At 59.3% G+C, this 13954-nt stretch carries 15 protein-coding genes; 9 read left to right on the forward strand and 6 right to left on the reverse strand.

Annotation, left to right across the window (positions count from 1 at the left end; genetic code table 11):
- The first annotated feature begins 66 nt into the window (after window positions 1–66).
- A complete protein-coding gene (locus MRBLMR1_RS03600; RefSeq protein WP_183685301.1) occupies window positions 67–3705 on the forward strand; it encodes a response regulator in 3639 nt (1212 codons plus the stop codon).
- Between the two features lie 9 nt (window positions 3706–3714).
- Here MRBLMR1_RS03600 and MRBLMR1_RS03605 read toward each other — a convergent pair whose 3' ends face one another.
- The 5 genes from MRBLMR1_RS03605 to mnmC2 all read right to left on the reverse strand — a co-directional run bounded on the left by MRBLMR1_RS03605 (window position 3715) and on the right by mnmC2 (window position 7594).
- On the reverse strand, window positions 3715–4851 hold the full coding sequence (locus MRBLMR1_RS03605) for an acyltransferase family protein (protein WP_148145729.1): 1137 nt from the start codon (window positions 4849–4851) through the stop codon (window positions 3715–3717).
- Between the two features lie 181 nt (window positions 4852–5032).
- Window positions 5033–5602, reverse strand: coding sequence for an NAD(P)H-dependent oxidoreductase (locus tag MRBLMR1_RS03610; RefSeq protein WP_148145728.1), 570 nt, complete (start codon window positions 5600–5602; stop codon window positions 5033–5035).
- Between the two features lie 210 nt (window positions 5603–5812).
- Complete coding sequence (locus tag MRBLMR1_RS03615) at window positions 5813–6172, reverse strand: hypothetical protein (RefSeq protein WP_500063663.1); 360 nt, start codon at window positions 6170–6172, stop codon at window positions 5813–5815.
- Window positions 6173–6347: 175 nt separating this feature from the next.
- Window positions 6348–6746, reverse strand: a complete 399-nt coding sequence (locus tag MRBLMR1_RS03620) for a hypothetical protein (protein ID WP_183685226.1) — start codon at window positions 6744–6746, stop codon at window positions 6348–6350.
- A gap of 83 nt (window positions 6747–6829) precedes the next feature.
- Window positions 6830–7594: a tRNA (5-methylaminomethyl-2-thiouridine)(34)-methyltransferase MnmC2 gene (mnmC2, locus tag MRBLMR1_RS03625; protein WP_148145726.1), complete on the reverse strand. Its 765-nt coding sequence runs from the start codon at window positions 7592–7594 to the stop codon at window positions 6830–6832.
- Between mnmC2 and MRBLMR1_RS03630 the strand changes: the two genes are divergently transcribed.
- Together MRBLMR1_RS03630 and MRBLMR1_RS03635 are read left to right on the forward strand one after the other, a co-directional pair.
- Window positions 7593–8816: an FAD-dependent oxidoreductase gene (locus MRBLMR1_RS03630; protein WP_148145725.1), complete on the forward strand. Its 1224-nt coding sequence runs from the start codon at window positions 7593–7595 to the stop codon at window positions 8814–8816. The two genes, mnmC2 and MRBLMR1_RS03630, sit on opposite strands and share 2 nt — an antisense overlap.
- Before the next feature lie 126 nt (window positions 8817–8942).
- A complete protein-coding gene (locus tag MRBLMR1_RS03635; protein WP_148145724.1) occupies window positions 8943–9650 on the forward strand; it encodes a DUF1045 domain-containing protein in 708 nt (235 codons plus the stop codon).
- Window positions 9651–9658: 8 nt separating this feature from the next.
- Here MRBLMR1_RS03635 and MRBLMR1_RS03640 read toward each other — a convergent pair whose 3' ends face one another.
- Window positions 9659–10375: a TetR/AcrR family transcriptional regulator gene (locus MRBLMR1_RS03640; RefSeq protein ID WP_148145723.1), complete on the reverse strand. Its 717-nt coding sequence runs from the start codon at window positions 10373–10375 to the stop codon at window positions 9659–9661.
- A gap of 159 nt (window positions 10376–10534) precedes the next feature.
- Here MRBLMR1_RS03640 and MRBLMR1_RS03645 point away from each other — a divergent pair, with 159 nt between their 5' ends.
- From MRBLMR1_RS03645 to MRBLMR1_RS03670, 6 genes are all read left to right on the forward strand, one after another.
- Window positions 10535–11488, forward strand: coding sequence for a homocysteine S-methyltransferase family protein (locus MRBLMR1_RS03645; protein WP_183685225.1), 954 nt, complete (start codon window positions 10535–10537; stop codon window positions 11486–11488).
- A 13-nt stretch (window positions 11489–11501) separates the two neighbouring features.
- Window positions 11502–11717, forward strand: a complete 216-nt coding sequence (locus tag MRBLMR1_RS03650) for a hypothetical protein (RefSeq protein ID WP_500063667.1) — start codon at window positions 11502–11504, stop codon at window positions 11715–11717.
- An 88-nt stretch (window positions 11718–11805) separates the two neighbouring features.
- The gene (puuE, locus tag MRBLMR1_RS03655) at window positions 11806–12750 is read left to right on the forward strand and encodes an allantoinase PuuE (RefSeq protein WP_210297826.1); all 945 of its coding nucleotides are present in this window, start codon (window positions 11806–11808) and stop codon (window positions 12748–12750) included.
- Window positions 12747–13244, forward strand: a complete 498-nt coding sequence (gene uraD / locus MRBLMR1_RS03660; RefSeq protein WP_148145720.1) for a 2-oxo-4-hydroxy-4-carboxy-5-ureidoimidazoline decarboxylase — start codon at window positions 12747–12749, stop codon at window positions 13242–13244. Before puuE ends, uraD begins: the two co-directional genes overlap by 4 nt.
- A gap of 60 nt (window positions 13245–13304) precedes the next feature.
- Entirely contained in the window at window positions 13305–13598 is a 294-nt protein-coding gene (locus MRBLMR1_RS03665) for a nucleotidyltransferase family protein (protein ID WP_148145719.1), read from the forward strand.
- Window positions 13595–13954, forward strand: coding sequence for a HepT-like ribonuclease domain-containing protein (locus MRBLMR1_RS03670; protein ID WP_148145718.1), 360 nt, complete (start codon window positions 13595–13597; stop codon window positions 13952–13954). The genes MRBLMR1_RS03665 and MRBLMR1_RS03670 overlap by 4 nt, the downstream gene beginning before the upstream one ends.

Consider the following 13954-nt stretch of genomic DNA (forward strand, 5'->3'; position numbering starts at 1 on the left):
CACGGCCGCAGTGAATCGGCCCAAAAAATTGCCCGGGAACATAATAAGGGACAGCAGCGCTTGGATATGCACAGCGACTTGCTCGACAAAGCCTGTGCGCGGATCCAGGATCTGCTGCAACCGGCCTATATCAAGGATAGCGCGCTGCGCTATGTGGCGGTCAATCTCGCCTATGCGGAACTTTTCAGTGCTAGTCCGGACGATTTCGTCGACGGCGCCAGCAACACTCTGACGGGCACTGTCGATGCCGGCGACCGCAAGGAGAAGGAAAGTCGGGCTATTGTTTTCGGCAGCGACGAGGTCGCGCGGTTGTTCGATGCCGCCGGTGCGCTTTTATATGAAGTTCATATCGAGCGCTTTCTAACCGAAAACGACCATACCTATCTGTTCGGCACTATCGAGGCGATTGCGCCGAAGGCGGAGCTTTCCTCCGGCACGGCCAAGATCGTCCCATTGCGCGTTGCAGGCGGCACTTCGCCCATGTTCGACAACAAACTTCTCGACGATGCCCTAGACATGCTGGAAATGGGCATCGGCATCTACGACCGCAACGACGTGTTGCTCTATTGTAATTCGCAGCTTACCGAATATGGCCGAACGCTGGATATCGATCTGCAGGTCGGGATGAGCCTGCCCCAGATCCTGGGGCAGGCCTACGACCGCCGCCGAAAGATCTATCAGTCGGACGATCAGGTTCTTGCGCTGGGCCGGGACGGATGGCTCGCAGAGCAGATCAAACCTTTCCGGCAGCCCTATCATGAAAGCATCGATCATCTTGCCGACGGGCGCTGGCTTCGATCGGTCAACAAACGGCTGGAAAACGGTGTTCTGATCGCGATCCGCCAGGACGTCACTGATTTCAAGGAGCAGGAAATGCTGCTCCGCAATCAGGTGGCGGAAACGGAGCTGTTTCGCGCCATCCTCGAGGACCTGCCGACGCCGGTCTTCGTGCGCAATGCCAGGCATGAACTGACCTATGCCAACCATGCCTATGAGCGGATGCTCGGCGATAGCCGGGACCGCTATATAGGCCAGACGGAAGCGCAGATGTTTCCCTGGGCCGCCGAACGTTTCTGGGACGAAAATGCCCGGGTTCTGGATGGCGAGAATATCGACAAGTCCGAGGACATGACCTTTCCGGACGGATCGGTCATACCGGTCCTGACCCGTCTTCGCTCTATCCAGACCGAGGATGGCAGCAATTACCTCCTCTGCTCGCGGACGGATGTCTCGCAGATCAGCGAGGCACAGGCGAAGGCGGAGAAGGTCAGCCGGGACCTACAGACCATTCTCGACGCCCTTCCTGTCGGCGTCGCCATCCTGACGGATCAGTTCGATTTCGAATATGCCAATCCCGCTTTCGGGGAGTTCTGGGATACGAAGCGGAGCTTCAATCTCTCCGGCCGTTCCTACCGTGATTTCCTTCTGTTTCTTTTCGAGAGCGGCGTGTTTGCCGATTTCGGTTCCGATTTCGAAGCGATCTACGAGCAGCGAATTGCAGCGCTGACGGAGGACGGGCATCCGCCGCTGGAGATCCGCTCTCTTACCGGCAGGCAGGTGCTGATTTCACCGTCGCGGCTTTCTGACGGCAAGCTCCTTCTCAGTTATACCGACATCACCGTCATGCGTAAGCGTGATGCGGAGATCCAGGAGGCACGTGCGGCGCTTGAACGTCACGGCGCGCTGATGCGCGATGCGACCAGCGCGATGTCGCAAGGGCTGCTGATCCTGCATGATGGAGAGGTCGAACTTTCTAACGATGCGCTTGCCGCCATGCTGGAAATGCCCGCCGAGATGGTTTCTCCCGGCGCGCAGTGGCGCGATCTGTTCCGTTATTGTGTCCGTCGCGGCGATCTCGGTGCGAGCGGTGAAGCGCTTGGAACGTTTCGGTCGCTGGAAGAGAACATGGCTGCGGGCCGGCCGTTCTATGCCTCGTTCAAGATCGAGAACCGCAAATGGGTTCAGGTCGAGGCGCGGCAGACCGACAGTGACCATTGGCTGGCCGTCTTTACTGACGTCACCGATGTCAAGGCGCGCGAAGAGGACCTGACGCGGCTGCTGCAGCGCGCCGAGGCTGCTGATCGTGCCAAGTCGGAATTCCTCGCCAATATGAGCCATGAAATCCGCACGCCGATGAATGGCGTGCTCGGCATGGCGGAACTACTGGCCAAATCCAATCTCGACACGCGGCAGAAGACCTTCATCGACATCATCGTTAAATCCGGCAATGCGCTTTTAACGATCATCAACGACATCCTCGATTTCTCGAAGATCGATGCCGGGCAGATGAAGCTGAGGAAGGCGCCTTTCGATCCGGTGGAGGCGATCGAAGATGTGGCCACGCTGCTTTCGTCCGCTGCCGCCGACAAGGATATCGAACTCATCGTGCGCGGTGATGCTTCCGTGCGGGAAACTGTGCTCGGCGATGCCGGGCGCTTCCGCCAGATCGTCACCAATCTCGTCGGCAATGCGGTGAAGTTTACCGAGAAGGGGCATGTCTTCATCGACCTGAAGTCGGAACCCGTGGGAGCTTCTGACCTGATGCTGACGATCCGGATCGAGGACACCGGGCTCGGCATTCCGGACGAGAAACTCGCCTCGGTGTTCGAAAAATTTTCGCAGGTCGATACGTCCTCGACGCGGCGGCACGAAGGCACGGGTCTGGGGCTGGCGATCACGTCGGGTCTCGTCGAACTGTTCGGCGGCTCGGTCAATGTCGAAAGCGAACTCGGACGCGGCTCGGTGTTTACCGTGAGCCTGCCGTTCCCGGTCGTCGCGGAGCGCAAGACGGAAACCGTGCTGCCGGTCAATACGAGCGGCGCTCGCGTGCTGATTGTCGACGACAATGCCGTCAATCGCCGCATCCTTTCCGAACAGCTTTCCATGTGGGGTTTCGATACGGTCGCGGCGGAAAGCGGTGCCGAGGGGTTGGCCGTCCTTGCCGAGGCAACGCGCCTCGGGATCACGGTCGATGCGATCGTGCTCGACTATCACATGCCGGAAATGAACGGGCTTGATTTCGCCAAGTCGCTGCGTGGAGACAATCGCTTCGACCGCACAGGCATCATCTTCCTGACCTCGATGGACATGGCAAATGACGAAAGCATGTTTGCCAGCCTGCAGATCCATGCGCATCTTATGAAGCCGGCGCGGGCCAACCTTCTGCGCAGCACTGTCATCGACGTGGTGCGATCGGTCAGAAGCCGGCGGCAGATGGAGGCAACTGTCGTTGCAGAGGCTATCGCGCCGATTGCAAGTCCTCAGTTGGTGACTGGTGCAAAGTCGACGCCTCCCGTTCAGGCCATGCCGTCGCTCGACGTATTGGTGGCCGAGGATAACGAGGTCAACCAGATCGTCTTCACCCAGATCCTGCAGACTACCGGCTGGTTGTTCCAAATCGTCAAGAATGGTGCGGAAGCGGTCGACGCCTGGCAGGCGCATGATCCGGCGATCATCCTCATGGATGTCTCCATGCCGGTGATGAACGGTCATCAGGCGACGCAGAAGATCCGCGAACTGGAGGAGCGCACCGGCACACATACACCGATCATCGGTGTGACCGCGCATGCGCTGGAAAGCGACCGCGAGCTCTGCTTCCAGGCCGGCATGGACGACTATCTGTCGAAGCCGATCAGCCCGGAAGCGCTCGAAGACAAGATCCGCACCTGGATCGGCGGCGCGCGGCTTTCGACGCAATCACGCTGAGAGAGATGATCAGGCCGCGGCGGTCCGCGGCCGGGTCAGGCTTCTGCCGATCTTTGACCCCTGCATTTCGATCAGACTGTAACCAATCGCCGCCACTGCATAGGTGAGGGGGAGGGTGATGACCAGCGTCACCAGCCATCGTGTCGGATCGCTCATTTCGAAATTCCGGATCAGGAAGGCTACGACCGGCTGCATGATCAGCAGGTGGGCAAGATAAGCGCCGAAGGACAGTTCGCCGAGCGTGTGGAAGAACCGGTTGCCGAGATGGTTCGACAGCTTCTCTGCCGCGCTGGAGATTGCTGCCGGCAGGCGGTGCGCATGGACAAGCGCGAAAAAGACGGCGACCAGTGCCAGACGGACGATTTCGTGCATCGGGTTCATCACGCCGCCGACCGGAATGAGCACGAACAGGCAGGCGAGCGCCGCATAGGCAAAGGCACGCCGATTGCTCAAGTCGAGCGCTGCCGCGAGCAACATGCCGGCGGCAAAGACATGCATCTTGAGCGGCAGGAAAGTCGGCATCGGGAAATGATAGCCGATCCTTGTGACGACATAGACGGTGGCGATGCCGGCCGCGACGACACCGATCATGGATCTGACCCAGCCGAGCCGGCCAACGATGATCATGATGAAGGGAAGGGCCGCATAGAACTGCATTTCCAGCCCGATGCTCCAGTCCGGCAGTGCCGTCCGATAGCCGTATGTCGGGCTGAGGCCGAAAAGGAAGCTCAGGTGCAGCAGGTAGTTCGTGAGGCTGTCGTCGATATAGCGGGCTGCTGGCTGCGGCGGAACGGCATTGAAGGCGTCGATCGTCGAGCGGGCGTCATAGATCATCGGGCCGAGCGCCAATGCTGCGAAAAGCATGACGTAATAGAGCGGGGCGATGCGGAAGAAGCGCCTGATCCAGAAGGCGGACCATGTGCCCGGCGCCTCCCAAGGCTCCTTCTTCTTCCGAAGCTGATAGTGAAACACCATCAGGAAGCCGGAGAGCATGACGAACAGGTCGACGCCGAGGTCGGGATCGCCGATGATGGGTATGCGGAAACCCGTCAGAATGTGAGCGTGTCCGACCAGCACCCAGAGTGCTGCCAGGCCGCGTAAGCCATCCAGGCATGCGATACGGTATCCCTGCTCGGCTTTCGCCATAAGATCGTCTCCCGTTGGCATCGGCTACCCCAGCCTAGTAGCCTGAAAATGTTGCAGTGCGACAAAAAGGAAAGGGATGTGGCCTCAATATGGCTCCGGTCTGCAGAACCTAACAAAACAATCAAAAAGGGGAGCCGGATGTGACGGCTCCCCTTTGAATGCTTTGCAGCTTTTAAACGGCTCAGCCCTGGCGGCCGGTCTTCAGGGCCGTTGCCCACGTTGCCAGCTGGTCGAGTGCTGCGTTCAGGCCCTCGTTCATCGGGGCGGTCGGGTTGAATACCTTCTGCTCGTCGATGAAGTTGGTGAAGAAGGGGATCGGAACCGTCTGCGGGATCGGCATCATGTTGAGATTGGAGATCAGCATGCGCAGTTCCTGGGCGGCACGAAGGCCGCCGGAGACGTGGGCGTAGCTCAGAACGCCGGCAGGCTTGAACGACCATTCGAGCGACAGAACCTGCAGTGCGTTGATCAGCGCGGCATTGGGGTAATAGTCATATTCCGGCGTCAGGAACAGATAGGCGTCGGCGGATGCGACGCTGGCAGCCCAGCGCCTGGTGTGCTCATGCTCGTATTTCTGCATGCGCGGGTGGTTCGGCTCGTCGAGAAGCGGCAGGTTGAAATCGGCGAGATCGACCAGTTCGACTTCGAACTTGCCGTGTTTCGTTGCGTGTTCGGCGGCCCATTTGCCAATGGCCGGGCCTGCGCGGCCTGGACGTGTGCTGCCGATGATCACGTTAAGCTTCAATGACATGCTGAAATTCCTATGTTGAACACAGGCACCTGTTTGGCCCCTGCGGCAGAAGGATGCAGGTGCTCATTGCGAATAGCTGCTATGTGCGGGTGATGGGGCTTTGCTGACTTCAGGCGATGTCAGGAGCGAGTGGCAGCAAGGCCGGCGGTCGCCAGTCAGATCGGAGAAGCTTCGGAGGCAACGCACAATTGCGCTCATCAGAAGGTGCTGTCACGGCTTGTCCACCAGAAAAGGGCCCGCCAGAGGCTTCGGTTTGTTGCCCTTGTAGAACATCAGCCGTGCTGTCTTGCAGTAATTATCGAGATCGCTTCTGGCATCCTTCTCGATCTTTGCCATCTCAGCCCTGAAAGCAGGATCTAGGGGCGGATAAACTCCGGTAGCGTATTCGTATCCCAAGAAGAAATCGCCGTTTAATTCGAGTTTTCCGCAGTACATGCCTGCAACGACTGCGCTTGCGGCGTAGGACAGAAACTGCTCCTTGCTCAGCACTGAATGAGACGGTATTTCCCGGGCCGCTGCCGTCGAGTAACTGACCAGCAATCCAGCGAAAACCAAAATTGCGTTTTTCAAACTTAATCTCCCTCGTATCATTTTCACAATGTCTTGCGATGCGAAGGTAAAAAAGTCTCAACCGATGCCGTGGTGGTCAAGACCACCAACCTGTAGCTCGCGACGCGCACTTGCCTTCGGTCTCAACATTCATCCTGGTTCTCGACAGAATTGAGAGGCACTGGCCGCTATGCCGTCAGATTGACCCATCGAATGTATCTGCCTCGCTTTGCGTGGCGAAGTTGAATGTGACGAGTTCGCTTTCGTCATCTTGACGGATACCAACCGCGGTGACGATCAGTCGAGCGACCTCATCCTGCGCTTCGCTTCCCGACCGGGACGATTTCACTGCCTTTTCGATGGCTGGTGCGAATACTTCACTGATCAGACCGAGGCGCATGTTGTGCTTCATGATGATATCCCTGTCCTCAAGGATCGCCACCTGTTCACCCTGCGGGATGCCCGCATTGTCCATTGCAGTCAGCGTGGCATTGGTCGCGAGTTTGATCGGGCCTTCCTGAAGCCAGCGATCGACCATCTGGTGGAACTGGCGCATGCGCGCGGCGGGGATTGTTTTCTGTACAGTGATCGACATCTGCGTTCCTTTGTCGGTTTTCAGTCAAACCGATATGCGCTCTTCGGATAGAGGATCGGTTGCGGAATTTCGAGTTTCCGGGATCAGTCGACCGCGGACGAGAGATTGGGCCGCGTGCCGCAGAGCATTTCGCGCTTGCCGGCAAAACCGGAACGGCGTTCGACGATGAAGCCGGCGGCGCCGAGGTTGCGACGGACGAAGCCCGCAGCGGCATAGGTGGCGAAGCCGCCGCCCGGTCTGGTGCGATCAAACAGCACCTGCATCAGTTCGGGCGACCACATGGCGGGATTGCGCGACGGGGCGAAGCCGTCGAGGAACCACGCATCGAAATCCGGCTCCGCCGCCGTGACGCCATCGAGTGCCGCGCCGCAGACGACGGTCAGGCGGGTCTGGTCGTCGAGTTCGAGCATGACATGCCCCGTCGGCTCGTCCGGCCATGCCGCAACAAGCGCCTGCCGCTCAGCATCGATTTCCGGCCAGCGGGACAGGGCGCGCTCGATCTCGTCGCGCTTCATCGGATAGAGTTCGAACGAGGTGAAGTGCAGATGCGTGCCCGGCTTGCGCGTGAGTTTCCACTGCCGCCAGGTCTCACAGAAATTCAGGCCGGTGCCGAAACCGAGTTCGCCGATACGAAATCCATCTCCGGTCGGAGACATTGTCTCCCATCGCTCCGGCAGTCCATTTCCGGAAAGGAAGACGTGGCCGCATTCCAGCCGCCCGTCGGTGCGGCAATAAAAGTGATCGCCAAATTCCTGGGAATACGGCATATCGCCTTCGTGCCAGTCGAGTGTCTGGAATGCCGGGCTTTCGCCCTCAACTGTCTTCAATTCGGGATGATTGTCGCTCATGAGCAATGCGGATAATCCGGCTGGCGCCGGCGGTCAATCTGGAGAGCGGACTATCGGCTCTGCGCGTGGCGCGACAACCCTGCCTGCTTCTGCCGATCTGGTCATTCTCGGCGGCGGCATCATGGGCCTGTGGGCGGCGGTAAAGGCGGAGCGGCTTGGTATCCGAACCGTGCTCATCGACAGCGGAAAGCTTGGGCGCGGCACGAGCGGCGGGCTGCTCGGTGCGCTGATGCCGCATATGCCGGACAAGTGGAACGACAAGAAACAGTTCCAGTTCGACGCGCTGCTTTCCCTTGAGGACGAGGTGGCGCAGATCGAGGCCGATACGGGGCTTTCATGCGGTTATTGCCGCACCGGTCGCCTGATCCCGTTGCCGAAATCGCATCTGCGGGCGATCGCGTTTCGCCATTCCGAAGACGCGGCCACACACTGGGATCAGGCCGGTCGTCGCTTTCACTGGCATGTTGCCGACCAGACACCGCATCCCGGCTGGCCGGATGCCTCGTTCTGCGAGGCCGGAATCGTGCATGACACTTTCGCCGCCAGGGTCTCGCCGCGCAAGCTGACCGAGGCGCTCGGTGCAAGCCTCAATGCCGGCCGTCACGTTACCGTGGTGGAGGGGCTTTCAGCCTCGCGCATCGACGGCGCATCGAGCCGTGTGGAATTTGCCGATGGGACGAGCATCGCCTTCGGCGCCTGCATCGTGGCTGCCGGCCATCAGGCTTTTCCGCTGATCGAGGGCTTGTCCGATCCGCTGCCGCAACCGATCGGCCAGCCGGTCAAGGGACAGGCGGCACTGCTGAGGGCCGGGGCCGATCCGGACCTGCCGCTTCTTTATCTCAACGGTCTCTATCTCGTGCCGCATGACAATGGCGATATCGCGCTCGGCAGCACCAGCGAGGAGGCTTTTGACGAACCGTACTCCACCGATCATCAGCTTGAGGATCTCGTTGCAAAGGCGAGGGCGCTGGTGCCGTCGCTCAGCAATGCTCCGGTTGTGGAACGATGGGCCGGCCTGCGCCCAAAGGCGATTGATCGCGACCCGATGGTCGGGCCGCATCCGGACAACGCGAACGTGATCGCGCTGACGGGTGGCTTCAAGGTCAGTTTCGGAGTGGCGCATCTTCTGGCCGAGGCTGCGCTTGATGCCGTTTCCGGCAGGATAATGCCGGTTCCTGCATCGTTTTTGCTGGAGAACCACCTTTCGGTCGCTTCGCGCTAAACGCGAATCTTCTTCATCTTCGTCGTTAATCTGTCACGCAAATCGCATACGTCCCTGATCAGGGACTGAATAAGCAAATGCGTAATTAAACAGGGCGTTTGACAGGGATGCACGAGAAGGTGACGCATGCGCTATGCCATATATTTCACGCCACCGGCACATGATCCGCTGACGCTCGCCGCGTCCCAATGGCTCGGCCGTAACGCCTTTTCCGGAGACGCTACCGAGCCGCCTGCCATTCGTGGCGTCGGTCTTCACGAGATCTCCTTCCACACAGCCATTCCGCGCCGCAGCGGGTTTCACGCTGCATTGAAGGCACCCTTCCGGCTTGCGCCCGAGATCAGCGAGCCCATGCTGCTGCGGCACCTGATGCGGTTTGCAGGCTCTCACGAGCCATTCCAGTTGCCACCACTGGAAGTGGCAAGGCTCGGCAATTTCTTCGGCCTTGTGCCGGAAATTCCCTGTGAACGGATGCGACTGTTTGCCTGCGCAGTCGTGCAGGAGTTCGACGTATTTCGCGCACCGTTGTCGGATGCGGAATTCGAGCGCAGCGATCCGGGCGATCTCTCGGCTCCGCAATTCGCCAATCTCTATCGCTGGGGCCATCCTTACGTAATGGACGAGTTCCGTTTCCACATGGCGCTCACCGGACCGCTGCTGCCGAAGGACGGCATTTTCATCGAACCGGCCCTGAGGGATTATTTCGCTCCCTATCTGACGAAGCCGGTCGAGGTTTCCAACCTGGCGCTGTTCGTCGAAGAAGAGCCGGGTGCGCCGCTTCAGGTTCATTCGCTGCACCCGATGGGACGCGTGGCAGCCCGCAAGATCGCCTGAGCACCGCTTCAGACCGGTCGATCCGGCTGCGGCTGGATGAACAGCAATTTGATGAAGGTGCGGTAGCTCAGGATCTGCCGTTCCAGATGGGTCGGATCGTTCAGGACCTTGGACATGATGATGGCGCCGTCGAAGGTGCATGACAGCATGTTGGCGAGATCCTTCAGTTCTATCGGCTCCTGCGGCGGGTGCACCGCGGCGATCTCTTCCAGATAACCGAGGAAGCGCCTGTTCCATGAGGCAACAGAGCTGGCGTTCAGCATGTGGATCTCGCGATCGAACAATCGCTCCTGATAACAGATAGAAGCGATGATGCAGCCAGGATGCACGCCCGGCAGGTCGCGCGCCAGTTCCGACAGCAGTTTGAGGCCAATCAGGAAAGCCTGCAGCGGATCATCCGCGAGTTCTCGCCCGCGGTCGAAAATGTCGTCGAAGAGGCGGTCGTTCTCGGTCACGTAGCGGCGCAGCATCTCGCGGGCGAGTTCGTTCTTGTCGTGGAAGTGGTAGAAAAAACCGCTCTTGGTGATACCGGCTTCAGCGATGACTTCTTCGATCGAGGTCGCGGCAAAGCCCTTGGACAGCACGGATATCTGCGCGACCTCGAGGATTCGCTCGCGAGTTGCTTCACCCTTTTTCGGTACGCGGGCGTAGGAAGACTGTACCGGAGGTACGGTTTTTGCGCCATCCAGGCCTTGCCCGGCCAAATCCTCGGTCTTTCGGGACATGGTATCCCCCTGAGCGAGCTCACGTTTTCGATATGTTGCCGTGCTGTACCGCAAGCCGCGTAGATCAAAGCGTCCACCGGGCGCAAAACAAACGGGCAAGCTGCAGCTTCGGGACATGCCTGTTTTCGCGCCGCGGCGATCATATCACAGGAGATGACGATGAAAAACGATCGCCAACGCCTGCCGCATCTGGGGCAAGAGATATATCTGACCGATGGCGGGCTGGAGACGACGCTGATCTTCCACCGTGGTCTGGAACTGCCGTTTTTCGCGTCCTTCCCGCTCATCGATGATGCCAGCGGGCGCGCCGAGCTGGATGCTTATTATGAGGCCTATCTATCGCTCGCGCGGAAGTATGGGCGGGGTTTCCTGCTCGATACGCCGACCTGGCGGGCCAATCCGGACTGGGCGGCAAAGCTCGGATATGATCTTGCTGCACTCTGGGCGCTCAATATTCGCTCCGTCGACTATGTCGCTGGCTTGCGGGAAAAATGGCAAAGGCCGGGTATGCCCATTCTGCTCAACGGCGTGATCGGGCCGCGGGGAGACGCCTACAAGCAGGGCCGGATGTCTGTTGCCGAGGCGGAAAATTATCACGCCCATCAGATCGATGCCTTTGCCGAAACACCGGTTGATATGCTGAGCGCCATGACGATCAACACGACCGAAGAGGCAATCGGTATCGTGCGGGCTGCCAGGGAGACGGGGCTGCCCGTCGTGATCTCTTTCACGGTCGAGACGAATGGAAGGCTCGCAAACGGCATGTCCTTGCGGGAAGCGATCGAGATGACGGATGACATGACCGCAAATGGTCCCGCCTATTACATGGTCAACTGTGCCCATCCCGTCCACTTCGAACAGGCTTTCGTCGACGGTGATACCTGGCTGCACAGGATCGGCGGTGTGCGCGCCAATGCTTCTTCCAAGAGCCATGCAGAGCTGGACGAGGCGACTGAAATCGATATCGGCGATCCTCAGGAGCTCGGTCGACATTACCGCAGCCTGAGAGCACGTTATCCGTCGATGTGCGTATTGGGTGGCTGCTGTGGCACCGATCACCGGCACGTGGCAGCTATCTGCGAGGCCTGCATGCCACGAGCGGCGGCCGAATGAAGGAGAAGGTTCCATGTCTATATTTGCATTTCCTCCGGCACTATCCACGGCATTCTCTGCCCTGACGCATATTCACTGGCGTGGGCATCACGAGCTCGACATGTCCGCCAAACCGACCGTCGGGCGGCCGCCATTCGCGTCTAAGCTGGAATTCGACGAATATATGCTGCGCGATATAGGTCTCGGCGACGGGGGCTATCACGAGTGGCAGGATGATCGCCTCAACTGATCAACTCGGCTGATCACGGGGACAAGTTTGCATCTCGACATCTGCGGAACCGGTGCGCTACCGTTGCCGCAAATAATCGAGGTGGAACATGCCAATAACCATAAAAGACTACCCGCGCGATCTCGTCGGCTACGGCCGAAACAGTCCCGATCCGAAATGGCCCGGCGGCGCCAATGTCGCCGTGCAGTTCGTCATCAACTATGAAGAGGGTGGTGAAAGCTCGATCCTCGACGGCGATGCGGCTTCCGAAAACCTGTTGTCCGAGATCGTCGGCGCGGCTCCTTGGCCCGGTCAGCGCAATCTCAATATGGAATCGATCTACGAATACGGGTCGCGCGCGGGTTTCTGGCGGTTATTCCGGCTGTTTAACGAACTGAAGATGCAATGCACTGTCTATGGCGTGACACTTGCCATGGCGCGCAATCCGGAAGCGGTCGCCGCGATGAAGGAAGCAGGCTGGGAGATTGCCAGTCACGGTTACCGCTGGCTGGAATACAAGGATTTTCCGATCGACAAGGAGCGTGAGCACATCCTCGAAGCTGTGCGCCTGCACACCGAGCTTGTCGGCGAGCGGCCATACGGCATGTACCAGGGCAAGCCGTCCGACAATACACTGAAGCTTGTGATGGAAGAGGGCGGGTTTCTCTATTCCTCCGACAGCTATGCGGACGATCTGCCCTATTGGGTGCCGGGCAGCGATGGCAAGCCGTTCCTGATCATTCCCTATACGCTCGAGACCAACGACATGCGGTTTGCCACGCCGCAGGGGTTCAATTCCGGCGATCAGTTCTTCGCCTATCTCAAGGATGCCTTCGACACGCTTTACCGCGAGGGCGAGGAAGGCAGCCCGAAGATGATGTCGGTCGGCCTGCATTGCCGTCTCGTGGGGCGTCCGGGCCGTATCGCGGCGCTGCGCCGGTTCATGGAATATGTCGCGTCGCACGACAAGGTCTGGGTTCCGCAGCGTATCGAGATCGCAAAACACTGGCATGAGCACCACAAGCCGGCTCACCGGCCTGCAGGTGCCGCATGACGGCAAGAGGGGATTTCATCGCGACCTTCGGCGGCGTGTTCGAGCATTCGCCTTTCATAGCGGAACGCGCCTATGATGCCGGCCTTATCTTCGTGCCTTTGACCGCGAAGGGCGTGCATGCGGCGATGGTCTCGGAGTTTCGCAAGGCGGGCGCAGGAGAACGGCTTGCCGTGCTGCGCTCGCATCCCGATCTGGCGGGCAGGCTTGCGATTGCCGGCGAGCTGACCGAAGACAGCAAACAGGAACAGGCCGGCGCCGGCCTCGACCGATTGAGCGCCGAAGAGCACGCCCGCTTCACGACCCTGAATGCCGCCTATACGACGAAATTCGGATTTCCGTTCATCATTGCGGTGAAAGGGCTGAACAAGGACGATATTCTGGCAGCTTTCGAGACGCGCATATCCAACAGCGCCGAGGAAGAGTTCGCGACCGCCTGCGCGCAGGTGGAGCGGATCGCGCATCTGCGATTGCTGGCGCTTTTACCCCAAGGGTAAGGGGCACGCTTTCTTCCACATTCGCTGTCGCCTATAGTGGTGATGACAGGAGTAGTGCCGATGCGACCGTCGGAAGTGCTTGAGAAGAACCGCGAGGCGATCCGCGAAGCGACGAAACGCTTCAATGCGGCGAACCCGCGCGTCTTCGGCTCGGTCGCCCGCGGCGAGGATGGGCCTGATAGCGATATCGATATCCTCGTCGATGCCTTGCCGGGAAGCACGCTTTTCAGCCTTGGCGGGCTCCAATACGAGCTGGAGCAGATGTTTGGCGGGATCAAGGTGGACTTGCTCACACCGGGTGATCTGCCGGCCATGATACGATCCCGCGTGCTCGCTGAGGCGAAGCCTTTATGACAGACAAAACACGCTTGTATCTGCATCAAATGCGGACTGCCACGGCGGATGCCTGTCGCTTTGTTGAAGGCGTGGATCGCGAAGCTTTTCTGAATGATCTGATGATTCAGAGAGCTGTGGGCATGAGCATACTCATGCTTGGTGAAGCCGTTGTCCGCATGGCCCGGGAAAATCCCGAATTTCTCAAAGAACATCCCGAAGTGCCGTGGTCCGAGATCCAGGGCCTGCGCAATCGTATCGCCCACGGCTATTTTGAAATAGATCTCAACATAGTCTGGGAGACAGTGCGTGTCTCGCTCCCTGACTTTTTGGAAAAGCTGCAAGTCGTTGAAAATTGGCATGCGCAAGGCGAATGA

Source organism: Neorhizobium sp. LMR1-1-1.1 (assembly GCF_040675795.1).
GTDB classification, from domain to species: Bacteria; Pseudomonadota; Alphaproteobacteria; order Rhizobiales; family Rhizobiaceae; genus Neorhizobium; species Neorhizobium cellulosilyticum.